At 74.5% G+C, this 21,962-nt stretch carries 18 protein-coding genes; 12 read left to right on the top strand and 6 right to left on the bottom strand.

Annotated elements, in window-relative coordinates; all coding sequences use genetic code 11:
• Positions 1-183 precede the first annotated feature (183 nt).
• Complete coding sequence (locus tag K6U79_06230; GenBank protein ID MCL6521960.1) at positions 184-1,671, top strand: cobyrinate a,c-diamide synthase; 1,488 nt, start codon at positions 184-186, stop codon at positions 1,669-1,671.
• Positions 1,672-1,727: 56 nt separating this feature from the next.
• Here K6U79_06230 and K6U79_06225 read toward each other — a convergent pair whose 3' ends face one another.
• The 6 genes from K6U79_06225 to K6U79_06200 all read right to left on the bottom strand — a co-directional run bounded on the left by K6U79_06225 (position 1,728) and on the right by K6U79_06200 (position 9,227).
• Positions 1,728-3,815, bottom strand: a complete 2,088-nt coding sequence (locus tag K6U79_06225; GenBank protein ID MCL6521959.1) for a hypothetical protein — start codon at positions 3,813-3,815, stop codon at positions 1,728-1,730.
• The gene (gene nuoB / locus K6U79_06220) at positions 3,812-4,597 is read right to left on the bottom strand and encodes an NADH-quinone oxidoreductase subunit NuoB (protein ID MCL6521958.1); all 786 of its coding nucleotides are present in this window, start codon (positions 4,595-4,597) and stop codon (positions 3,812-3,814) included. Before nuoB ends, K6U79_06225 begins: the two co-directional genes overlap by 4 nt.
• 181 nt (positions 4,598-4,778) lie before the next feature.
• Positions 4,779-6,305: a nickel-dependent hydrogenase large subunit gene (locus tag K6U79_06215; GenBank protein ID MCL6521957.1), complete on the bottom strand. Its 1,527-nt coding sequence runs from the start codon at positions 6,303-6,305 to the stop codon at positions 4,779-4,781.
• On the bottom strand, positions 6,302-7,627 hold the full coding sequence (locus tag K6U79_06210; GenBank protein MCL6521956.1) for a hypothetical protein: 1,326 nt from the start codon (positions 7,625-7,627) through the stop codon (positions 6,302-6,304). Before K6U79_06210 ends, K6U79_06215 begins: the two co-directional genes overlap by 4 nt.
• On the bottom strand, positions 7,618-8,265 hold the full coding sequence (locus tag K6U79_06205) for a hypothetical protein (protein MCL6521955.1): 648 nt from the start codon (positions 8,263-8,265) through the stop codon (positions 7,618-7,620). Before K6U79_06205 ends, K6U79_06210 begins: the two co-directional genes overlap by 10 nt.
• Before the next feature lie 5 nt (positions 8,266-8,270).
• Entirely contained in the window at positions 8,271-9,227 is a 957-nt protein-coding gene (locus K6U79_06200; GenBank protein MCL6521954.1) for an NADH-quinone oxidoreductase subunit H, read from the bottom strand.
• Between the two features lie 516 nt (positions 9,228-9,743).
• Here K6U79_06200 and K6U79_06195 point away from each other — a divergent pair.
• The 11 genes from K6U79_06195 to K6U79_06145 all read left to right on the top strand — a co-directional run.
• The gene (locus K6U79_06195; protein MCL6521953.1) at positions 9,744-10,733 is read left to right on the top strand and encodes an AAA family ATPase; all 990 of its coding nucleotides are present in this window, start codon (positions 9,744-9,746) and stop codon (positions 10,731-10,733) included.
• 7 nt (positions 10,734-10,740) lie between these two features.
• Positions 10,741-11,964: a DUF58 domain-containing protein gene (locus tag K6U79_06190; GenBank protein MCL6521952.1), complete on the top strand. Its 1,224-nt coding sequence runs from the start codon at positions 10,741-10,743 to the stop codon at positions 11,962-11,964.
• Positions 11,961-13,076: a DUF4129 domain-containing protein gene (locus K6U79_06185; GenBank protein MCL6521951.1), complete on the top strand. Its 1,116-nt coding sequence runs from the start codon at positions 11,961-11,963 to the stop codon at positions 13,074-13,076. The genes K6U79_06190 and K6U79_06185 overlap by 4 nt, the downstream gene beginning before the upstream one ends.
• 524 nt (positions 13,077-13,600) lie before the next feature.
• Positions 13,601-14,764: an AAA family ATPase gene (locus K6U79_06180; GenBank protein ID MCL6521950.1), complete on the top strand. Its 1,164-nt coding sequence runs from the start codon at positions 13,601-13,603 to the stop codon at positions 14,762-14,764.
• 977 nt (positions 14,765-15,741) lie between these two features.
• The gene (locus K6U79_06175) at positions 15,742-16,323 is read left to right on the top strand and encodes a bifunctional adenosylcobinamide kinase/adenosylcobinamide-phosphate guanylyltransferase (protein ID MCL6521949.1); all 582 of its coding nucleotides are present in this window, start codon (positions 15,742-15,744) and stop codon (positions 16,321-16,323) included.
• A complete protein-coding gene (locus tag K6U79_06170; GenBank protein MCL6521948.1) occupies positions 16,323-17,936 on the top strand; it encodes a cobyric acid synthase in 1,614 nt (537 codons plus the stop codon). The genes K6U79_06175 and K6U79_06170 overlap by 1 nt, the downstream gene beginning before the upstream one ends.
• 26 nt (positions 17,937-17,962) lie before the next feature.
• Complete coding sequence (gene cbiB / locus K6U79_06165; GenBank protein MCL6521947.1) at positions 17,963-18,952, top strand: adenosylcobinamide-phosphate synthase CbiB; 990 nt, start codon at positions 17,963-17,965, stop codon at positions 18,950-18,952.
• Positions 18,949-19,824 (top strand): adenosylcobinamide-GDP ribazoletransferase, encoded by an 876-nt coding sequence (locus tag K6U79_06160; GenBank protein ID MCL6521946.1) that lies wholly within the window; start codon positions 18,949-18,951, stop codon positions 19,822-19,824. Before cbiB ends, K6U79_06160 begins: the two co-directional genes overlap by 4 nt.
• Before the next feature lie 48 nt (positions 19,825-19,872).
• Entirely contained in the window at positions 19,873-20,982 is a 1,110-nt protein-coding gene (locus tag K6U79_06155; GenBank protein ID MCL6521945.1) for an aminotransferase class I/II-fold pyridoxal phosphate-dependent enzyme, read from the top strand.
• Positions 20,979-21,512 (top strand): ECF transporter S component, encoded by a 534-nt coding sequence (locus K6U79_06150; GenBank protein ID MCL6521944.1) that lies wholly within the window; start codon positions 20,979-20,981, stop codon positions 21,510-21,512. The genes K6U79_06155 and K6U79_06150 overlap by 4 nt, the downstream gene beginning before the upstream one ends.
• On the top strand, positions 21,509-21,962 hold a 454-nt coding region (locus K6U79_06145; protein ID MCL6521943.1), incomplete at its 3' end, for an alpha-ribazole kinase. The genes K6U79_06150 and K6U79_06145, both read left to right, overlap by 4 nt.

The following is a 21,962-nucleotide window of genomic DNA, read 5'->3' as shown; positions in this document are numbered from 1 at the left end:
CTCGCCCAAGGCGAACATCAGCAGCTGCTTGAGAAGAGCCCGGCGGCCGGACCGGCTTGACATCGATCACAGCTGGCGTTTTGGACGTCATGACGTCGGATCGGGAAGTGCCCGGGGCGAAAGGATCCGCGCGGCGCGGGCCGGTGCCGGCCGGCCGCGGGCGGGGGAAGGCGGGTGCATCTCGTGGAGCACGACGGCGCGAGGAGCCAGGCCCAGAGGCCGGGGCCGCCGCGCCTGCTGGTCGCCGGCACCCACAGCGGAGCCGGCAAGACGACGGTCACGCTGGCCCTGATCGCCGCCTTCCGCCGGCGCGGCCTCCGCGTCCAGCCCTTCAAGGTGGGGCCGGACTACATCGACCCTGGCCTCCACGCCGTCGCCGCCGGGAGGCCGTCGCGCAACCTCGACCCCTGGCTGACCGGCCGAGAGACGGCGCTGGCCATCTTCCGGCGCGCCTCCGCCGGGGCCGACCTGGTCCTCGTCGAGGGCGTCATGGGCCTCCACGACGGCCTCGACGCCACCGGCCGCCAGGGAAGCACGGCCGAGGTGGCGGCGCTTCTGCGCGCGCCGGTCCTCCTCGTGGCCGACGCCTCGGGCCTCTCGCGCAGCCTCGCCGCCGTCGCCCGCGGCTACCGGGACCTCGACCCCGAGGTGGCCCTCGCCGGCCTCTTCGCCAACCGCGCCGCCGGCGCGGGCCACGCCGCCCTCCTGCGCCGGGCGGTGGAGGAGCTGGCGGGGCTGCCGCTGTTGGGCTGGCTTCCTCCGCTGCCGGAGGCGGGCCTGCCCGAGGCGCACCTGGGCCTCTACCCGGCGCCCGAGCAGCCGGGACTGGAGGCGGTGCTGGAGCGGCTGGCCGCCGCGGTGGAGGAGGGCGCCGACCTGGACCGGCTGCTCGGGACGGCCCGCGCCGCACCGCCGCTTCCTCCGCCCGTCGGGGTTCCCGCCCAGACACCCGCCCCGACGCCCGCGGGGGCGCCTTCGCCGACGGCCGCCGCACCCGAGGGGCCGGAGCGCCGCGGGAGGCGCCGCGCCCGCCGCCCGCGCGTCGCCGTCGCCCTGGACGAGGCCTTCAACTTCTACTACCCGGAGGCGCTGGAGCTCCTGGAAGCGCAGGGCGCGGAGGTCATCCCCTTCTCGCCCCTGCGCGACGAGGCGCTGCCCCGGGGGACGGGGCTCCTTCTGCTGGGGGGCGGCTTCCCCGAGCGCCACGCCGCCCGGCTGGCGGCCAACACGGCGATGCTGCGCGCCATCCGCCGCTTCCATGCGGCGGGCGGCGCCGTCTACGCCGAGTGTGGCGGGCTGATGCTGCTCGCCCGCGAGATCGACGGGCGAACCATGGCCGGCCTGCTGCCCGCGCGTGTGCGCATGACCGGCCGCTTGGCCGGCTTCGGCTACCGCGAGCTGGAGCTGGCCCGGGACTCCCTCCTCGGCCCGGCCGGCCTCCGCCTGCGCGGCCACGAGTTCCACTACTCCACCCTGGTCGACCCGCTTCCCGAGGAAGCAGCCGCCTACCGCATGTGGCGCCCCGGGGCGGACGGCCCCGCCGCCGCCCGCCCCGAGGGGTACGCCCGTGACCACCTCTTCGCCTCCTACGTGCACATCCACCTGGCCGGCCACCCGGAGGTGGCAGGGCGGCTGGTGGAGGCGGCCGCAGGCGGTCCGGGAGAGCGTTAGCCCTCCGCGGACCGCCCGTACGGGCCGCCTCCTTCCGGCGCGGACGCCTCTTCTCTTCAGCGGGCGACCAGCGCCACGCCCAGCGTCAGCACCAACACCACCAGGAGATAGGTCAGGTAGGCGTTGAGGTTTCCGGACTGGAGCCGCTGCACCGCCTGGGAGAGCGCCAGGCCCGCCCGCCCCAGCGGCCGGTAGAGGCGCTCCTCCAGCAGGGGGACGAAGCGCCAGCGGTAGCGGATGCGCTCCGGGAAGTGCGGCCGGCCCGCCTCGGCCCGCGCCTCCGACGAGGCGCCGTAGAAGGGGGCGAAGAGGTTCCGCTCGGGTACCACGTAGGCGCTGGCCGTATACTGCATGGCCGGGTCGAAGGGGACGGAGCCGCCCGTCCAGGCCGGCTGGCGGCGGACGGCGCGGGCGCGGCCCGCCGCCGCGAGCACCAGCGCCAGCCCGGTGAAGAGCGCGAAGGCCAGCCACATGTAGGTGCCGCTGATGGAGGCCGCGTCCGGCCGGAGCGGCACGATGACCGCGCCGCGCACCGGCAGGAGCCCGCGCAGCGCCGCCCCGCCCAGATCCACCAGGCCGGCGTAGCGCTCGGGTGCCACGAAGACCGGCGGCACCAGCGCGTCCGTGACGTCGGTACCCGCGATCACCGCCGCGGCCCGGCCCAGCGCCGGAAAGAGGGCGGTGGGCAGGAGGCCGGCGGCGATGGCGCCGCCAGCCAGAAGCCAGAGACCGCCCAGTTCCGCTCGCCCCGGCTCGGCCACCGGCCGCCGGCTCGCCTCGCCGCGCGGCGCCCCCAGGAAGCCGATCCCGAAGGCGCGGACGAAGGCGGTCACCGCCAGCCCCACCGCCAGCGCCAGGACGGCGCCGGCGGCCACGAAGATCCCCTGCCAGGGTCCCGAAGGCAGGTCGGCCACGTGGAGGAGCGACTGGAGCGTCAGCCACTCGCTGGCGAAGCCGGGCAGCGGCGGCAGCGCGGAGAGCCCCAGCGCCCCCACCAGCCAGGCCGAGGCGAGCCAGGGCGCCGTGCGCACGATGCCGCCCAGCCGGTCCATGCTCCGCGTGCCCGCCTCCGCGGCCACCGTGCCGGCCCCCAGAAAGAGGTCGGCCTTGAAGAGACTGTGGTTGAGCAGGTGGAAGAGGGCGGCCACCAGCGCCAGGCCGGCCAGAGCGGGCCGCCCCGCGCCGGCGAAGGTGAGGGCGGCGCCCGTTCCCACCGCCACCAGCCCCATGTTCTCGATGGTGCTCTGGGCCAGCATGCGCTTCAGGTCGACCTCCAGGAGGGCGTAGAGGATGCCGGTGATGGCGGTGGCGGCCCCCAGCGCCAGCACCAGAAGGCCGACCCAGGACGGCAGCGGGCCCACGAGCGAGGCCGTACGCAGGATGCCGTAGACGCCCATATTGACGATGGCCGTGGAGAGCAGCGCCGAGACCGGCGAAGGCGCCACGGGATGGGCGGCCGGAAGCCAGACGTTCAGGGGGAGGAGGCCCGCCTTGACGGCGAAGCCCGCGAAGGCCAGGGTGAAGGCCCAGGCCCGCAGGGCGGGGCTCCAAGCGCCCGCCTCCAGCGCCTGCCGGGCGAAGAGCGTCGTCCCGGTCTCGCCGCTGATCCAGAGCAGGGCCGCCAGCACGGCCAGCGTCCCCACCTCGCTCAGGACCAGCATGAAGAGCGCGGCCCCGGGGGCCTCCTCCTCCTCGCCCAGCGCCACCAGGAGGTAGGAGAGGACGGCCATGGCCTCCCAGGCGACCAGGAAGGTGACCATCTCGCCGGCGGTCACGATCAGCAGGAGCGAGGCCAGGGTGACGGGCAAGAGCGCCCGCACCCTGCGGTCGTCATGGCCGGGCCGCGCGTAGTAGCCGACGCTGTAGACGCCCACCGCCAGGCCGACGAAGCCGGTGACCAGGAGGAACCAGCCGCCCAGCGGGTCGGCGCGGAGGACCAGCGGCCCGAGGATCCAGAAGGGGTCCAGGGCGACGGTTCCGCCGCGGCCGGCCAGCACCTGCAGGGCGGCGACCAGGGTCGCCCCGTTGGCCGCCGCCAGCACCGCCCCCCAGGCGGAGCGGCCCGCGGCGCCGCGCCCGAGGCCGGCCACCGTCGCCAGTGCGTGCAGCAGGAGTGCCGCCAGCAACCAGGCCATCCCGTTCATGCCCGGTGCACCTCCAGCGCTTCCGTCGACCGGTCCGGCTGCCGGCCCGCGGCCGCCTCGGCCGCCTCGGCCGCCCGGCCCACGGCCAGGAGCAGCCCGTGAAGCAGCGTGTAAGGATCGGGCGGGCAGCCCGGGATGTAGACGTCCACCGGCAGAAGGCGGTCGACGGGGCCGACGAAGTGCGGCGCGCGGCGGAAGATGCCGCCGTCGACGGCGCAGGCGCCCGCAGCCACCACCAGCTTCGGCTCCGGCATGGCCCGGTAGGCCTCCAGGAGCTCGTCGCGCATGTTCTCCGTCACCGCCCCGGTGACCACCAGGATGTCGGCGTGGCGGGGCGAGTTGGTGAAGAAGAGACCCAGCCGATGCAGGTCGTACATGGGGTTGCCCAGGGCGAGCAGTTCGCTCTCGCAGGCGTTGCAGGAGCCGGCGTCCACCTGCAGGAGGTGCGCCGAGCGGCCGAAGAGCCTCCGCGAAGCGGCTTGGAAGCCCCGCGCCAGCTCTTCGGCGGTCGTGCCGTCGACACCGGACTCCGGACGGCCGCCGGCAGCGGGGCCGCCGGGCCGGCCCAGGCCGTTCCGGCCGCGGGCCACCGGCAGGTAGGAGCGCAGCGCCTCGCGCTCCCTCCGAGCCAGTGCCGGCTCCGAAAGCCAGGTGAGCGCCTCGGGCGCCTCTTCCAAGCAGGCTCCGCAGGCGATGCAGGCGCCCAGGTCCAGCGCCAGGCGCAGATCGCCCCGGGGGCCCTCCTCGAGGGAGAGGGCCGAGACCGGGCAGAGCTCCTCCAGCCGGGCGGCCGTCGCGCGGGAGACGCCGGGCCCCGCGAAGCGGACCCCGCGGCGGAGCCTCTCCGCCTCCTCCGCCGGTCCACCCGGATAGCGCGTCGTCTGGACGCCCCGTTCCAACCCTCGCAAGAACCAGTTGCGCATCTTCGGCCTCCCGATCCTCGTCCCGGTGCTACCCGCCGCCTCAGAGGTCGTTGCCCGCGTAGGAGAGGGCAAAGCTGGCCTCGATCAGCGGGAAGTCGGTCAGGATGTTGCCGGGCACGGCGCGGGGGAGCAGGCGCCAGTTGTGAAACGAGGCCGCCCGCGGCTGGAAGCGCGCGACCCTGCCCCCCACCAGCCGTACCCAGGTGACGACGCGTCCGCGCGGCGACTCCGACCAGCCGGCCCCCGCGCCGCGGGCGCCGTCGGCACGCTCCGCGCCGGCGGCGAGCACGGGGCCGGCGGGGAGGTGGCCGAGGGCTTCCTCGATCAAGTGCAGGGAGCTCTCCACCTCGCCCACCCGCACGCGGTAGCGCGCCAGCGCGTCGCCCGCCTCCTCCACCACGGGCGAGGGACGCAGCCGGGCGTAGCCGGCGTAGGGCGTCTCCAGGCGCGCGTCCCGCGCCAGCCCGCTCGCCCGGGCGACCGGGCCGACGCCGGAGAAGAGCAGGACGTCCTCCCGGCCGAGCCGTCCGGTGGTCTCGATCCGGTCGACGAAGGTGGGCGTCCGCTGCAGGACCCGGGCGGCGTCGGAGAAGCGGCGCGCCGCGGCCCGGGCGCGCTCCAGCCAGCGGGCCAGGGCCTCCTCCCCGAGGTCCCGGCGGAGGCCGCCCACGCCCACCAGGCCGCGCAGGTAGCGGCTGCCGGTCAGCTCGGCGTTGGCGCGCAGGAGCTCCTCCTTCAGCGCGGAGAGCTCGGCCTCGGCCACGTTCAGGCCGGCTGCCCGCGCGAGGCCGGCCACGTCGCCGACGTGGTTGTAGAGCCGCTCGGCTTCCTGGAGGAGGAGGCGGAGAAGCGCGGCCCGCTCCGGCACCTCCAGCCCGACGGCCTGCTCCACGGCCTGGGCGGCGGCGAGGGCATGCGCCAGCGAGGAGAGCCCCGACGTCCTCTCCGCCAGCCAGAGCATCTCGCGCGGGGCGAGCCCGACGGCGGCCCGGGCGACACCCCGGTGCTTGTAGTGGAGGCGGAGGCCCAGGTGGACGATCTCCTCGCCCATGGTCTCGAACAGGAAGTGGCCCGACTCCACCACACTCTCCCGCACGGGGCCCAGCGGCAGCGCCACCAGACCGGCGTGCTCCGCCCGGCGGGGCAGCGGCCCCTCGTGGCGGAGGATGGGGCGGGGATCGGGGTGGCCCGTGAACTCGAGCCCCTCTTCGTCGCGGATCCGCCGCTCGTACCAGGCCAGGACGGGCCACTCCGCGGCCGAGGAAGGCAGGCGGCCGCCCCGGGGACGGGCGCGCAAGACGACCACCTGCGCGCCGGCGGGCTCACCGGCGGAGGAGGCCCCTTCGCCCCTCACGGGCAGCGCCAGGAGCCAGCGGAGGAGGGGACCCTCCCCGGTCGCCTCCGCGAAGTGCGTGAGCAGCTCCGCTCCGGCCCGGCGGGCCGCGCCGAGCAGCTCGGGCAGCCGCTCGTCATCCTCCGGCGCCAGCTCCCAGGCCGGAAAGCCGCCGTCCGGCCCGGCGAAGTCGAGCCTCTCGCCCTCCCATGCGGCCGGCAGGCGCACGCTCACAGCAGCCCACCTCCCAGGCCCGCCGCGCCGAGCACGGCCCCGCCCAGGACCGCCAGCGGGAGGCCGGCCGCGCCCAGCGCCAGCACCGCCAGCAGGTGGACCGCGCTGGCCAGGGCCGCGCTCCAGCTGAGCGGGGAGGCCTCTCCGGCCGCCTGGGACTCCGGCTGCGGGGCGGGGAAGAGCGCGACCGTCACCAGGCGGACCAGCCCGATGAAGATGGGGACGAGGAGCGCCAGGACGCCGGCCAGGAGAAGCGGGCGGAAGGCGCCCAGGGTGCGGAAGAGCGCCAGCTCGCCGAAGAAGACGTTCATGGGCGGCACCCCGGCCAGCGTCAGCAGGGCCAGCGCGTAGAGCCAGCGGGCGGCGCCGGGGCGACCCAGGGTGAAGAAGGCCAGCGGCTTGGCGGCGGCGTTGTTCAGCGTCAGCCAGAAGGCGAGGAGGGGGCCGGCCGGACCGCCGGCGGCCAGGGCCAGCACGGCCAGCGCCGCCTGCTCCACCGTCGAGTAGGCCAGCGCCTTGCGCGGGTCGCGCTCGGCCGGCAGGGCCAGCGCCGCCATCAGCAGCGAGAGGCCGCCGAGGAGGAGAAGCGGCCAGGAGGGAGCGGACGAGACGCCCAGTCGCGGTACCCACCAGGCGATGGCGTAGAGTCCCACCAGGCTCTCCAGCGAGGCCAGGAGCGCCCCCGTGGTGGCCGAGGTGGCGGCATAGGCGTCCGGTTTCCAGAGGTAGAGCGGCACCAGCCCCGCCTTGGCGCCGTAGCCCACGGCCAGGAGTGTCAGCGCCAGCGCCGGCTGCGCCGAACCCTCGGCCAGCGCCGTCCCCAGGAGCGCCACCAGCGAGCCGGCGGCGGAGAGGATGTAGAGCTTCCAGGCCGCCTCCACGCTCTGCGGGCGCCGCTCCACGTCGATCAGGAGCGCCATCAGAAAGGTGACCGCCTCCACCGAGAGCCAGAGCCGGAGCCCGCTGCCGGCGAAGGGCACCGCGGCCACGACCGCCAGAAGGAGGGCCAGGAGCGCGTTGTAGCGGTGACCGTCGCCCTCCGACCGCGCTTCGGGCGACTCCCAGAGGCGGTAGGCGGTGACCGTCAGACCGACGCCCAGGATCACGGCCAGCCAGGCGGCCCCGGGGCCGAGCGCCGAGGCCGGGCGCAGGCCGCCGCCCGGCTGGAGCCGCGCGGCCAGGGCCGCCGCGACGGCCTGGGCGGCGAAGACCGCCCACCGGCCCGCCCGGTCCGAGGTGAACCAGGCGCAGAGGGCGGCCGCCGCCTGGACCAGCGTCATGGCGAGGAGCAGCCGGTCGGCCGGCGAGAGGTTCAGACCCATCGGCTGCCCAGCTCCCTCAGGAGGCTCGTGTTGGTGTGGCCGTGGACCAGGTGCATACGGTGGACCAGCAGCGCCATGATCCAGGCCCCGATGACCGTCTCGAAGAAGAGGCCCGCGTCCAGCACCAGGCGGAGAGAGGGCGCCAGCGCCAGGATGAGCAGCATGCTGCCGTTCTCGGCCACCAGCAGGCCGATCACCTGGGCGATGGCCTCCGAGCGGAGCGCCACCAGCGCCAGGCCCAGCAGGAAGGAGGCCAGCCCGACGGCGCTCTCCAGCGAGGCCGTTCCGGACGGTCCGAGCCCGATGCCCACCGCCAGGCCGAAGACGGTGAGCAGGCTGGCGAAGAGGAGCGTTCCCGTCGCGGTCAGCGGGAAGTGGAGCTCGCTCCGCTCCAGGATGGTGCCGTGGATGAGGCGGCGCAGCATGGACGGAATGGCCCAGACTTTCAGCAAGAGGGCCATCCCGGCCGTCCAGAAGAGGTGCGCGTGACCCAGCCGCACCGCCAGGGCGAGCACCGTTCCGGTCAGCAGGAGCGACTGCCAGCGGTAGAGACCGATCAGGCTGTCCAGCTGGCGGCTGACGGTCATGGCGAGGACCGCGGCCAGCGAGGAGACGCTCAGAAGGGCCAGGATCTCCATCGGGCTCAACCCCCCAGGGTGAAGCTGATCAAGGCCAGCAGCGAGATGGCGAAAGCGCCGGCGAGGAACTCGGCGGCGCGCAGGAGCCGCAGCTTGGCGAACGAGCTCTCCACCGCCGCCAGGAGGATGCCGAAGAGAAGCATCTTGAGCAGGAGCGCCAGCACCGCCAGCGCCACCGGCCCCGCCTGCATGCCGGACGCCAGGCCCAGCGGGCTGATCAGCACGTTCATCAGGATGACGACCAGGATCATGGTCTTGCTCATGCCGCCCCACTCGATCAGCGCCAGGTCGGGCCCGGAGTACTCGAAGAGGCGGCTCTCCTCGATCTGGGAGAGCTCGTGGTGGGAGGAGGGGTTGTCGATGGGAATCCTTCCTCCCTCGGCCAGGATGACCAGAAAGAGCGCCGCCGCCAGCAGCACGTGCGTGGGCGAGAGGAGGAGCGGCGCCTGCCAGAGACGCTGGTTGACCACGTACGGGATGGTGGCGTGGGCCACGTAGGTGACGGCGAAGAAGACCAGGATCATCACGGGCTCGGCCAGAAAGGCGACGAAACGCGAGCGGCTGGAGCCGATGGCGGCGTAGGGGCTGGCCGAGTCCAGCGCCGCCAGCTGCAGAAAGAAGCCGCCCAGGCCCAGGATGAAGCCGCCGGCCACCATGTCGCCCACGAAGGCCCAGGTGAGCGGGAAGGTGGTCAGCACCGGGATCAAGAGCGCCACCACCAGCGGCGAGGCGAAGACCAGAAGCGGCGCGACGCGGAAGATCCACGAGGCGCCCTCCGGCATCAGCCGCTCCTTGCGCAGGAGCTTCGCCAAGTCGAAGTACGGCTGAAGGATGGAAGGACCGCGCCGCCCGCTGATGCGGTGCTCCAGCCAGGTGACGAAACCCTTCAAACCGGGCGACAAGAGGAGCACGAGGCCCGCTTGAAGCGCGTTGAGCCCCAGGAGAGCCACGACGGCTCGCACCTCCGACAGGCGTCCGAGGCATGGAAAAGGCTCCCGACGCCCCAACGTGGTCAGGAGCCATCAGCCCAATGGCTTTTCGGCCGAACGGCCGGGCGAGCTCCATCGCCCTTGGCGATCCGCAACCCTCGACCCAGTCCAGGGGGCCGCAAACCGCCAGTCGCGGTGGCCCAGGGAAATGCGGTGCCTCCTTGATAGCACGGGCCTTCCGGGCCGTCAAGGCGGCGCGCCGGCCGTCCGGTTAAGGTTCGGTGAAGCTTTTCCGGGGCGGCAGCGCTCCCGGCGCCGCCGATTGACCGCCGCGGCGGCCGGCTCGTAGACTAGGACGGGCTTCGACAGGCAAGACGGCGATGGAGCTCGCCGTGAGGCGCAGGATCTGCCGACCGACTGCGACGGGGACGTCGCTGATGGCTCCTGACGGGACGACCGCCGGGAGCCTTCTCTTTCTGGGGCCATGGCGCCGCCGGGCGCCGGCGGGCCGGTCCGACCGGCCGCTCCACGGGGGGGCGATGCTTCTTGATCGAAGAGCGGAGCGAGGCGGCAGAGGGGGCGCGCGGGCTGGCCGCGGCCGTCCGGGGGCAGCTGGCGCGGGCGGTGGTCGGCCAGGAGGAGGCGGTGGAGCTCCTCCTGGTGGCGCTCCTCAGCCGCGGCCACGTCCTCATCGAGGACGTGCCCGGGACGGGCAAGACGCGGCTGGCGGAGTCGCTGGCGCGCATGCTCGACCTGCCCTTCCGGCGCGTCCAGTGCACGCCCGACCTGGAGCCCTCCGACCTGACCGGGGCGCGCATCTTCGACCAGGAGGCGCGCCGCTTCGTTTTCCTGCCGGGGCCGCTCTTCGCCTCCGTCGTCCTGGTGGACGAGATCAACCGGGCGCTTCCGCGGACGCAGGCGGCGCTCCTGGAGGCGATGCAGGAGCGGCGGGTGAGCGAGTTCGGCGAGGTGCACGAGCTGCCCTGGCCCTTCCTGGTCATCGCCACGCAGAACCCGGTCGAGTCGGTGGGCACCTTCCCGCTGCCGGAGGCGGAGCTGGACCGCTTCCTGCTCCGCGTCCGCCTCGGCTACCCATCGCCCGAGGCGGAGGTGCGCATCCTCGAGGCCGCCGAGGTGCCGCTGGAGACGCTCCGCCCGGTGGCCGGCGCCGCGGCGCTGCGCGCGGCCATGGAGGAAGCGGGCCGGGTGGCGCTCCATCCCGATGTCGCCCGCTACCTGACGGAGCTGGTGCGGGCCACCCGCACCCACCCGGCCGTGGAGCTGGGCGCCAGCCCGCGCGCCACGGTGGCGCTGGCGCGGGCGGCGCGGGCGCGGGCGGCGCTGGCCGGGCGCGCCTACGTCCTGCCCGACGACGTCCAGGCGCTGGCCGTCCCCGTCCTCGCCCACCGCCTCCGCCTCCTCCCCGAGGCCGAGGGCGGCCGTCCGGCGGCCAGCGCCGAGGGGCGGGGCGAGGGGCCGGCGGAGGCCGTGGTGCGGGAGCTCCTGGAGCGCGTGCCGGTCCCCGTCGAGGAGGGGTGAGCGGGCGGTGAGCGGGGCGGGGGTGGCCGCCTGGACGCTGGGCTGGCTCTCGCTGGCGGCGGCCCTGCTGGCGCTGGCCGCCCTGGCCTGGCCGGCGCTCTGGCGGCGGGCCACCGAGGGGCGGGTGCGCGGCTTCGCCTGGGTGGAACCGGAGGAGGTGGCCGCTGGCCAGCCCGTCACCCTTCACCTGCGCGTGGAGAACCTGGCCTGGCTGCCGCTCCCCCGCGTCTACCTGGACGTGGAGCTGCCGCCGCCCTTCGATCCGGTGCCGGGCGAGCACCTGCACGCGGGCGCCGTGCTCGCCCTCGGCCTCCGCCAGCGCGCGGAGGTGACGCTCGGCGCGACGCCGCTGCGACGCGGCCACGCCCACTTCGTCCCGGCGCAGATGGAGGCGGACGACGGTCTCGGCGTCGCCCGCCTTTCGCTCGCGCTCGAGTTCCGGCGCGGCCTGCGCGTCCTGCCCGTCCGCGCCCGCGCCCCCCGGGCCGCCGAGCGGACGCGCTGGGGCGGCGACCTGGAGGCGCCGGACCTGCCCTCCAGGAAGCCCTTCCTCCCTTACAGCGCGCGCGCCTACGCCCCCGGCGACCGCGTGCGCGACATCGACTGGTACCTGACCGCCCGCCGCGGCGAGCTGGCCGTCCGCCGCTACCGCCAAGGAAGCTTCCTCCCCGTGACGCTGGCGCTGGACGCGGCCACCGAGGAGCCCTTCTACAGCGGCGTCTGGATGGAGGGGCTGGAGGCGCTCATCGCGCTGGCCGCCGCGCGGGCGGAGGAGCTGGGGCGGCTCGGCGTCCCCGTCGGCTTCTGGGCCAACGCCGCGGTGCCCACGCTGGGCCTGGCGCCGGCCCGCCTGCCTGCGCCCGCCGACCCGCGCCGCCTGCGCTCGGCCTTCGCCGGCCTGCTGGGCTATCCCACGGGCCCGGGGGGTCGCTTCCTTGCCGCGCTCGCCCGCCAGCTCCCGCCGGGCGGCTCGCTGGAGCTCTTCACCGCGCGCCTGGACGAGGAAGCGGTCGCCCACCTGGGGACGCTCGCCCGCCGCGGGATCCCGCTCCGCCTCCTCCTGGCGCTGCGCGAGGGCGAGGCGCCGCCGCCGGCGCTGGCGACGCTCCGGCGCGCGGCCGGGGCCGTCCCGGTCCTGCTCGTCCGCCCCCGCGGGCTCCTGACGGCGCGGGCGCCCGGGGCCGTCCCGCCCCCGGCGGCCGTGGCGGTGGAGGAGGTGACAGGCCCGTGAGCGCCGGCGGCGCGGCCGTCCGCCTGGACCCCCTCGAGCGCGCGCTGGCGCTGGCGGGCGAGGCGCTGGCCGCGCTCCTGGGCGCGGAGATGGCCCTCCGCTGGCTGCCGTGGCTGGCTGCGCGCCTGCCGGCGCTCCTCCTGCTCCTCCTCTGGAGCGGGCTCCGCGCCAGGCGCCTGCCCCGGGCGGCTCGGGGCGACGCGGCCCCGTGGCTGCGCGAGGGACAGGTGCGCGACGCGCTCCTCCTGCTGGCGGCGGCGCTGGCCGGGCTGGCCGGACGGCCGGACGGCGCCGCGCTGGCGGGCTTCGCGCTCCTTCTCCTCGGCCACCTGGCGGCGCTGCCCAGCGGGCGGCGCCTCGCCCTGCTGGCCGCCGCCGGCGCCGCCGCGGCCGCCCTGGCCGTGGCCGCTCTCCTGGCCGTGGCGCCGCTCCGGCGCGGCCTCGAGCGCCTCCTGCTCGACCTGATCCTGGGCGCGGGCTGGCTCCTGGGCGAGGGCGTGGCGCTCCTGGTGGGACTGCTCCGCCGCTTGGCCGGCGGCGGGCCGGGCGCGGCACCTGCTCCGCCGCCGGCGCCGCCGGCCGCCGGGCGGGCGCAGCCCACCTGGGCGGGGAGCCTGGCCGGCGGCCTGGCGATTCTCCTCCTGGGCGCCGCGGGCCTTCTGCTCGCCGCGCTGGGCGCGCGCCTCCTCCTCGGCCGCCTGCGGGCGCCGGAGTCGCCGGAGGAGAGCGAGGCGCGGGACGGGATCCGCATCCTGCGCAGCCGGCTGGAGGAGCCCCCGGGGCGGCGGCCTCCCCGCCCCGCGCCCACCCGCCTGCGTCGCGCCTACCAGCGCCTGGAGCGCGCCCTGCGGGCCGCGGGCATGGGGCGGCCGGCCGCCGAGACGCCGCTCCGCTTCGCCGGGCGCCCGCTGCCGCTGCCCGCCTCCGAGCGGCGGGAGCTGGCCGAGCTGACCGGACTCTACGTCGGCCACCGCTACGGTGGCGAGCCCGACGCCAGCCCCGCGCAGCTGCGCACGGCCGCCGACCTCCTGCGGGCGATCCGCCGGCGGCGGGGAGACCGCCGGGGCGTCGACGGGGGCGAGGGCGGGGGCGGGGGGCCCGTCCGGGCCTGAGTCGCCAGGGCCGGGTCCGCAGGAGGAGGAGGGTGGCGCCGGCGAATCCTGCCAACAACGGCCGTATCGGGGGAAACGGTTAGCAAGCTAGTGCTGGCAACGGTTCTGGCTGCTTGGCAGGGGTGGAAGTCGGCACGTGTGCAGCGGCCTTCAGGACTGAACAGCCTGCAGCCCACATGGCCACTGTGGGGGCCGACCGTGCGCAGGTGTGCCATCGGATCCGGAAGCACCGTGCGCGACATCCTGCGGTGTGGGAGCCAACGGAGGCGGACCGGTCCAAGCTGGACACCGGACGCGCTTCCTTTTCGCGATCCCATCGAAGTCTGCTGCGGGCGAGGGGAATGTTGGCGGAAGAGGGGAAGCTCAACGCCCAACGGTCCCGAGGTGACACCCGCACGACGTGAGCTCTGCTTGTGCGACGTGCGGCCCAAGGCTGACTCCGAAAAAGAATCGGGCGATGCCGGATGGTCGCCCAAGAGCCAGCCCGTGACGGATTCGGTTGCACACAAGGGGAGGCTGCCCCGATGGCTAAGGAACCCGGACGTCGCTTCACCTCAATCCGGCTGCAAAACTGGCGGAACTTCCGAGAGGTCGACACTGACCTTACCGCACGCGTATTTATAATAGGACCAAATGCTGCCGGAAAATCCAACTTTCTCGACGCGTTTCGCTTCCTACGCGATATCGTTGTAGTCGGAGGAGGACTTCAAGAAGCATGCCGAAGGCGCGGCGGACTGGCGGCGGTGCGTTGCCTCGCAGCGCACGGAACACGGATGGATGTTTCCGTTAAGGTTTCCATCGGTTCTGAGCATCAACCAGCAGAATGGGAATATGAGGTGGCGTTCAATGAGCGAGGTAGACGATTAGTTGTCAAGAAGGAGCGTGTAATGCACAATGGCAAGGTTATATTAGAAAGGCCTGATAAGGACGATCGGGCGGACGAAGCGCGACTTACCCAGACGTTTCTCGAACAAGTAAATGTAAACAAAGAGTTTCGCGAGGTCGCAGAGTTCCTTCAAACCGTGCGCTATCGCCATATAGTGCCCCAACTTGTACGCGAACCGGAGCGATCCGTAGGTCGCACCAACGATCCATTTGGCGGCGATTTTTTGGAACAAGTAGCTCGCGTTCCGGAAAGGACGCGAAAGTCCAGGCTCAAACGAATTGAGGAAGCCCTCAGAGTCGCCGTGCCGCAACTCCAGCAATTAGAGCTGTATAGAGACGAAGTAAAAGGGACATGGCACCTGCGCGGTAAGTACGAACATTGGCGACCAAATGGCGCGTGGCAAACCGAGGAACAATTCTCTGATGGAACGCTTAGACTGCTCGGACTTCTCTGGTCTATTGTTGAACAAAACGGCCCGTTGCTTCTGGAGGAGCCAGAGCTTTCGCTTCACCCGGACGTCGTGCGCCAGATTCCTGCCATGATAGCCCGGGCGCAGAGACGGTCCAACATACAGGTTTTGTTGAGTACTCATTCTTTTGATTTGCTGGATGACTCTGGCGTGGGATTAGACGAAGTGATTCTGCTGGTGCCAGGTCGGGACGGAACGCAGGTGAAGAAACCGAACGAGCTGGATGAAATCCGGGAACTGATCGAAGGCGGGGTTGGACTGGGGGAGGCGTTGCTTCCCTTGACGCGACCCAAGGACTTCGAACAACTATCCTTCTTCGGTGATCGGTTGTGAGGTACGCGGTTTTTTCGTGCGCTGTAGAGGGAGATCTTGACTCTGTCGTGGCGGGCCGTCTGCTTACGGAGATTGGGGCCACTAGGGGCGAGGTGTATATTCTTGGGGGCAGGCAGAAACTGCAGCAAAAGCTGGCGGCGTATAACCGGGCAGCCGGTAGACGACCATGGTTAGTCTTGGCCGACTTGGATCGCGACGAATGTGCTCCGCGCCTTCGGCGGGAGTGGATGCCGGGACAGGCGCCGTATCTCTGCCTGCGGATAGCTGTACGCTCAATCGAGGCGTGGCTGCTCGGCGATCGTGAGGCGTTTGCGGAGTTTTTTGGAGTTCCGATTAGTAGGATACCGTTAGATCCAGACTATGTGAGCGATCCGAAGAGGTTTGTAGTGGACTTGGCGGGGCACTCACGGAAACGGGCAATTCGGGCGGACATGGTTCCGCGAACAGGAAGCGGGCGGGCCGTGGGACCGGCGTACAATTCGAGATTGATTGAATTCGCCGGTGGTACGTGGCGTCCGCGGGTAGCAGCGGAAGCGTCGGATAGCCTCCGGCGTTGCATCAATGACTTGGAGGCCCGGAAGGCACAATGGGATGCACGAGCTGGGCGGTACTGAATGCTGGGTGGCGAGGGGTATTCGTGGGTAGGACCCAGGATGCCTCAGGCTGTATTTAGCTCTTTGGTGACGAGGTGTTCGGGCAGAAGTTGAGGATGGTGAGGTGGGTACGTGGTAGGCGCGTCGTGCGCCAGCGTGCTGCGCGTCCCATGCAATGTGCGGCTCGCACCCGGTGCAAAGTCCCCTACTAGGTGGGAGGCAAGGGCGAGTGGGAAGGGACGGTGCCGGTGGACGTAAGTGGCCCGGGACCGCGGTTTTGGAGGGAACTTGGTGGCTTTGGATAGTCAAGTAACAGAGTAGGCAATGGCCCGGATGCAGGTGCCGAGGCGGCCGGACCGACTTCTCGGGCGGTGATGTGCAGGGATGGTGACGTTGGTTGTAGGCGCTAGGCGGAGCGGCAAATCCGCTTTCGCTGAGCGATTAGCCGCCTGCATTGCGGCGGAGGCGTACCTTTCCGTGGTCTACGTGGCCACCGCCCGGGCGGACCACGCGGAGATGCGCGAGCGGATCCGCCAGCACCGCGCGCGCCGCCCCGCGGCGTGGGAGACGCTGGAGCCCGACGCCTGGCGGCCGGAGGCGCTTCCTCGGGCCGTCGAGGCGCTGCCGCGGGAGCGGGTGGTCCTCCTGGACGAGGCGAGCCTCTGGGTGGCCACCTGCGTCGAGGCCTGGCGCGACCGGGATGCCCGGGCGGCGGCGGCTGCCTTCGAGCGGGCGGCGGGGCGGCTGGTGGCGGCGCTGGCCGGGCGGAGCGCGCCGGCCGTGGTGGTCAGCGGCGAGGCCGGGGCGGGGATCGTGCCGCCCGATCCGGAGGCGCGGCGTTTCGTGGACTGGCTGGGCCGGCTCAACCAGGCGCTGGCGGCCGAGGCGGGGAACGTGCTCTGGATGGTGGCCGGCCTGCCGGTGGCGGTCAAGGGGGAGCTGGCGGAGTGCGCGCGCGGACGCTGATGGTCCAGGGCACCGGCTCCGGCGTCGGAAAGAGCTTCCTGGTGACGGGGCTCTGCCGGCTCTTCGCGCAGGCGGGGCTTCGGGTCGCCCCCTTCAAGGCGCAGAACATGTCGCTCAACGCCTGGGTGACGGCGGACGGGGGCGAGATGGCGCGGGCCCAGGCCGTCCAGGCGGAGGCGGCGGGGGTGGAGCCCTCCGTCGACATGAACCCGGTCCTGCTCAAGCCCAAGGGGGAGGGCGTCAGCCAGGTGATCCTGCGCGGGCGCCCCGCGGGGGACCGGCGCGCGGGCGAACTGTGGGCCGGGAGCGAGGAGCTCTGGACGGCGGTGGTGGAGGCGCTGGAGCGCCTGCGCCAGCGCTTCGACCTGGTCGTCCTGGAGGGCGCCGGCAGCCCGGCGGAGCTCAACCTTCGCCGGCAGGACCTGGCCAACATGCGCGTGGCCGAGGCGGCGGACGCCCCCGTCCTCCTGGTCGGCGACATCGAGCGGGGCGGCATCTTCGCCTCGCTCCTGGGCACGCTGGACCTCCTGCCGCCGGAGGAGCGGCGGAGGGTGCGAGGCCTGGTGGTCAACAAGTTCCGCGGCGACCTCCGCCTCTTCGCGGACGGGGTGCGGATCCTGGAGGAGCGGGGCGGCGTGCCGGTGCTGGGGGTGCTTCCTCGCCTGGAGGTGGAGATCGAGCCCGAAGACTCGCTGGACCTGGCGGAGCGCGCGCCCGGGGGCGCCACGGCGGGCTGGGAGCCCGGGCGGCTCGAGATCGCCGTCGTCCTCCACCCGCACCTCTCCAACTTCAGCGACCTGGAGCCGCTCCGCCGCCACCCGGGCCTCCGCCTGCGGGCGGTGCGGAGACCGGAGGAGCTGGGGGAGCCGGACGCCATCCTCCTTCCTGGCAGCAAGAACACCGTCGACGACCTGCGGGCGCACCGGGAGAGCGGCCTCGCCGCGGCGGTGGCCGCCAGGGCCCGGGCGGGGAGCGCGGTGGTCGGCATCTGCGGCGGCCTCCAGATGATGGGCGAGCGGCTGGACGACCCCGACGGCGTTGAGGGCGAGGCCGGCGGCTGGACGGGAGGGAGCCTCCCCGGCCTCGGCCTCCTGCCCCTGGAGACGCGCTTCCTCCCGAGGAAGCGGACGCGGCAGGCGGAGGGGCGCGTGGTGGCGCCGGGCTGGGAAGGGCTGCCCGTCCGCGGCTACGAGATCCACGCCGGGCGGAGCCGGCTCCTCGAGGGCGGCCGGCCCTTCGCGCTCCTCCGCCCGGCGGGTGCGGCGGAGCGGGAGGGGGGCGACGGAGCCGCCTCGCCCGAGGAAGCGGACGGCGCCTTCGCCTCCCCCCTCCTCTGGGGGAGCTACCTTCACGGCCTCTTCGAGAACGAGCAGCTCCTCGAGCGCTGGCTCGAGGAGCTGCGGGCGGCGCGGGCGCGACGCGCCCCGCGGCGCGTCCCGGCCGGGTCGCGGGCGGAGGCCGGGGAGGCGGGCGCCGGCGCGGGTTCCGCCTTCGGCCGGGGCTGGCGCGAGCGGCAGTACGACGCCCTCGCCCAGGCGCTCCGCGAGCACCTGGACCTGGAGCTCCTGGGCTCGCTGGTCGGGGTGCGGCTGGAAGCAGGGAGCGACCGGTGAGCGGTGCGCTCGGGGTCCAGGCGCCGGTGGCGCCCGCCCTGCCCTTCCTGGCGGCGGCGGCTCTGGACCTGCTCTTCGGCGACCCGCCGCGGCCCACCCATCCGGTGGTGCTCATCGGCCGCTGGATCGCCGCCTGGGAGCGGCTCCTCTACGGCGGCCGGACGCCCGCCGCCCGGCGGCTCCGCGGCGCGGCGCTCGTCCTGGTGACGCTGGGCGCGGCGGCGGGGCTGCCCTGGGCGGTCCTGGCCGTCCTGGCGCGGCACGCGCCGACCCTCGGCCTCGCCCTGGCCGTCTGGTGGCTCGCCACCAGCCTGGCGGCGCGCGACCTGGCCGCGTCGGCCCTGGCGGTCCGCGAGCGCCTCGTCGCCGGGGACCTGCCGGGTGCGCGGCGGGCGGTGGGGCGCATCGTCGGCCGCGAGACGGCCGGGCTGGACGAGCCGGAGGTGGTGCGGGCGGCGGTGGAGTCGGTGGCGGAGAACGCCAACGACGGCGTGGTGGCGCCTCTCTTCTGGGCCTGGGCGGGCGCGCTGCTGCCGCCGCCGGGGCTCCCCGGCTGGGCCGGGGCGGCCGTCGGGGCGCTGGCCTACAAGGCGGTCAACACGCTGGACTCCATGGTCGGCTACCGCTCCCCCCGCTACCTCCACTTCGGCTGGGCGAGCGCCCGCCTGGACGACCTGGCCAACTGGCTGCCCGCTCGGCTGGCGGCGCTTCTGGCGGTGGCGGCGGCTCCCCTGGCCGGCGCCTCGGCCGGCCGCGCCTGGCGGACGCTCCGCCGCGACGGCAGGAAGCACCCCAGCCCCAACAGCGGTCTGGGCGAGGCGGCCTACGCGGGGGCGCTGGGCGTCCGCCTGGGCGGCCTCAACGTCTACGGCGGACGGGCGAGCCCCCACCCCTACCTGGGCGAGCCGCTCCGACCGCTGGAGCCGGGACGGATCACGGAGGCGGTCCGGCTCCTGGCCTGGACCGGCGGCCTGGCCGTCCTGCTCGCCGCCGCCGCCGCGGAGGTGATCCGGTGAGCGAGGCAGGGGAGCCGGGGCGCGGCGGGGAAGCGGCAGGGAGGCGGTGGGCGGAGCGGGTGGCGGTGGCGCTCGGCTTCCTGACGGTGCTGCCGGGCCCGTCGCCGGCGGAGGGCGGGCTCGTCGCCTCGCTGCCCGCCTTCCCGCTGGCGGGCGTGGTGGCGGGCCTGTTGGCGGGCGGCCTCGGCTGGGCCGGCAGCCTCGCCTGGGGCGCCTGGGCGGGGGCGGTCCTGGCGGTGGCCGGCGAGGCGGCGCTGACGCGGGGGCTCCACTGGGACGGCCTGATGGACACCGCCGACGCGCTGGCGGTCCGGGGGGTGGCGGGGCGGGAGCGGGCGCTGGAGGTGATGCGCGACCCGCGCACGGGCGCGCTGGGGGCGCTGGCCGGAACGCTCGCCCTGCTCCTCGAGTCGGCGTTCCTGGAGAGGCTCTACCGGGCCGCCGGCGCGCTCGGCCTGGCCGCGCTGGCGCTCTCGGCGGCCACCGGCCGCTGGGCGCTGGTGCGGGCGGTGACGGGCTTCGCCTACGCGCGCCCCGAGGGGTTGGGCCGCGCCTTCCGCGGCGCCGGGCGGCGGGAGATGGCGCAGGCGTCGGCGCTCCTGGCCGCTCTGGGGCTCGGCCTGGCCGCCGCGGTGGCGCTGGGGGCGGCCGTCCGGTCGCTCGCCGGGGGCGGCCCGGCGGAGGCGGTCTGGCCGGCCGTCCTGGCGGCGCTCGGCCGCTTCCTCGGCGGCTGGGCGGCGGGGGCGGCGGTGGCGGAAGGGGTGGCGAGGCGGCTGGCGCGGGCCTTCGGCGGCCTGACCGGCGACGTCTACGGAGCCGTCGCCGTGCTGAGCGAGATCGGAGCGCTGGCCGCCTGGGCGCTGGGGCTCTGAGCCCGGCCGCGCGCGGATCGGCAGGCAGAGATCGAAGGGGGAACTTTCGTGCGGCGGAGGCACGGCGGCCAGTGGCGGGAGGCGTCCCTCCGCTTCGGCCGGACGGAGTGGCTCGACTTCAGCGCTAGCCTCAATCCCTGGGGACCGCCGGCGCCGGTGTTCCGGGCGGTGCGGGAGGCGCTGGAGACGGTCGGCCGCTATCCTGACCTGGAGGCGCGGGAGGCGACGGCGGCGGTGGCCGCCTACCTCGGCGTGCCCGAGGAAGCGCTCCTCCTCACCCACGGCGGCAGCGAGGCGCTCCACCTGGCGGCGCTCTGGGCGCGGCGGCGCGGGCTCGTGCGCGCGCTGGTGGCGGAGCCCGGCTTCGGCGGCTACGCCGAGGCGCTGGAGGCGGCCGGCCTTCCCTGGCGCGGGTTGCCGGAAGAGCGGGTGGAGGAGGCCACCGGCGAGGAGGTGGCGCGGGGCGGCGAGGCGACGCTCCTCGTCCTCGGTCAGCCGAACAACCCGACCGGCCGCCTCTTTGCCAGGGATCGTCTCCTGGCGCTGGCGGAGGCGCTCTTCGCCACCGGCGGACTGCTCCTGGCCGACGAGGCCTTCGTGGACTTCCTGCCCCGTCCGGAGGAGGCCTCGCTCCGCCAGGCGGCCGCCGGCGCGCCCTCCGGCGTCGTGGTGGCGGGCTCGCTGACCAAGTTCTTCACCCTGCCGGGGCTCCGGCTGGGCTACCTGGTGGCGCCGCCGGCCTGGCGCGAGGAGCTGGCGGAGCTCCAGCCCTCCTGGAGTGTGGATGCGCTCGCCCAGGCGGCCGCCGTGGCCGCCGTCGGCGACCGGGAGTTCATCCGCCGGAGCCGCGCCTGGCTGCCGGAGGCGCGGGCGCAGCTCCGCCGCGGGCTCGAGGCGCTGGGCGCCTTCCGCGTGCGGGAGGGCGCGGCCAACTTCCTCCTGCTGGACGCCGAGCCCAGCGGCCTGCCGGCGGCGACCTGGGCGGAGCGGGCGGCGGCGCGGGGGATCCTTCTCCGCGACGCCAGCGACTTCCCCCGCCTGGGCCGGTACCATCTACGCCTCGCCGTCCGGCGGGAGGAGGAGAACCGGCGCCTCGTCGAAGCGCTCGGCGCCATCGCACGCGAGCCGAGGGAGAAAGGAGGCCGGTCGCCCGCATGAGAAGCGCTTCGCACCGGCTGACGCGGAGGGTGGCCATGGCCATGCTGGTGGCGCTCTCCGCGGTGGGCGCCACGATCAAGTTCCCGAGCCTGACCGGGACGCCGGCGCTGGACTCGCTCCCGGGCTTCTTGGCAGCCTTTCTGCTCGGGCCGGGCCAGGGGGCGGCGGTGGCCGCCCTGGGCCACCTGCTGACCGCCTATCTGAGCGGCTTTCCCATGACGCTCCCGGTGCACGGGGTGGTGGCGCTGGAGATGGCGGGGGTGGCGGCGGTGGCGGGCCGGCTCCGCCGCCGGCGCGGCCTCCTCGCGGCGACGGCCTGGATCGTGGTCGGGAACGGCCTCCTGGCGCCGGCGCCCTTCCTCCTCTGGCCCGGCTTCGGGCCGGCCTTCGTCGCCGCCATGCTGGGACCGCTCCTGGTGGCCAGCGCGCTCAACGGCGTGGGAGCGGCGCTGCTCTACGCGGCGCTGGGCCGGCTGCCGGCGACTCTCCTCGCCCCCTTCGCGGAGAGCCCGCGGGGGCGCGCCTCGTGAGCGGTCCGGTCCGCGCCGTCCGCCGGTTGCGCGACCTGCTGGTGCTGGAGACGGAGCTCGGCAGCTGGCTCCTGGCCGTCGACGTGGCGGCCGGGGTCGGCGAGAAGCCCGGCGACGCCGTCCGCGCGCCGGCCTACGTGGTGGGGCGCTTCACGGCGCGGGTGGCGCTGGCGGAGCTCCTCGCGGCCGGGGCGGAGCCGGTGGCGCTGGCCGACCCCGTGGGCGCCGAGCCGGAGCCGACCGGGCGCGAGGTGCTGCGCGGCATCCGCGACGAGGCGGCCGAGGCCGGCCTCGACCTGCCCGTCACGGGCAGCACGGAGAAGAACCTGCCGGTGGTGCAGAGCTCGGTGGGTGTCGTCGCGCTGGGCTTCGCCCCGCCCGGGGCCCTCCGCCTGGGTCCCGCCCGGCCGGGCGAGACCCTCTGGGCGGTCGGCCGGCCGAAGGTGGGCG

This window comes from Bacillota bacterium (assembly GCA_023511835.1).
Taxonomy (GTDB): Bacteria; Bacillota; Sulfobacillia; order JAIMAT01; family JAIMAT01; genus JAIMAT01.
Note: the sequence above shows the minus strand (reverse complement) of the source record. Positions and strands in the feature narration are given on the sequence as shown.

What these genes read in the sequence shown, in the direction of transcription:
- K6U79_06225 (MCL6521959.1), bottom strand. Translation starts at nt 3,815, where the DNA reads ATGAACGGGATGGCCTGGTTGCTGGCGGCACTCCTGCTGCACGCACTG.
- K6U79_06210 (MCL6521956.1), bottom strand. Translation starts at nt 7,627, where the DNA reads ATGGGTCTGAACCTCTCGCCGGCCGACCGGCTGCTCCTCGCCATGACG.
- K6U79_06205 (MCL6521955.1), bottom strand. Translation starts at nt 8,265, where the DNA reads ATGGAGATCCTGGCCCTTCTGAGCGTCTCCTCGCTGGCCGCGGTCCTC.
- K6U79_06180 (MCL6521950.1), top strand. Translation starts at nt 13,601, where the DNA reads ATGGCTAAGGAACCCGGACGTCGCTTCACCTCAATCCGGCTGCAAAAC.
- K6U79_06175 (MCL6521949.1), top strand. Translation starts at nt 15,742, where the DNA reads ATGGTGACGTTGGTTGTAGGCGCTAGGCGGAGCGGCAAATCCGCTTTC.
- K6U79_06170 (MCL6521948.1), top strand. Translation starts at nt 16,323, where the DNA reads ATGGTCCAGGGCACCGGCTCCGGCGTCGGAAAGAGCTTCCTGGTGACG.
- K6U79_06150 (MCL6521944.1), top strand. Translation starts at nt 20,979, where the DNA reads ATGAGAAGCGCTTCGCACCGGCTGACGCGGAGGGTGGCCATGGCCATG.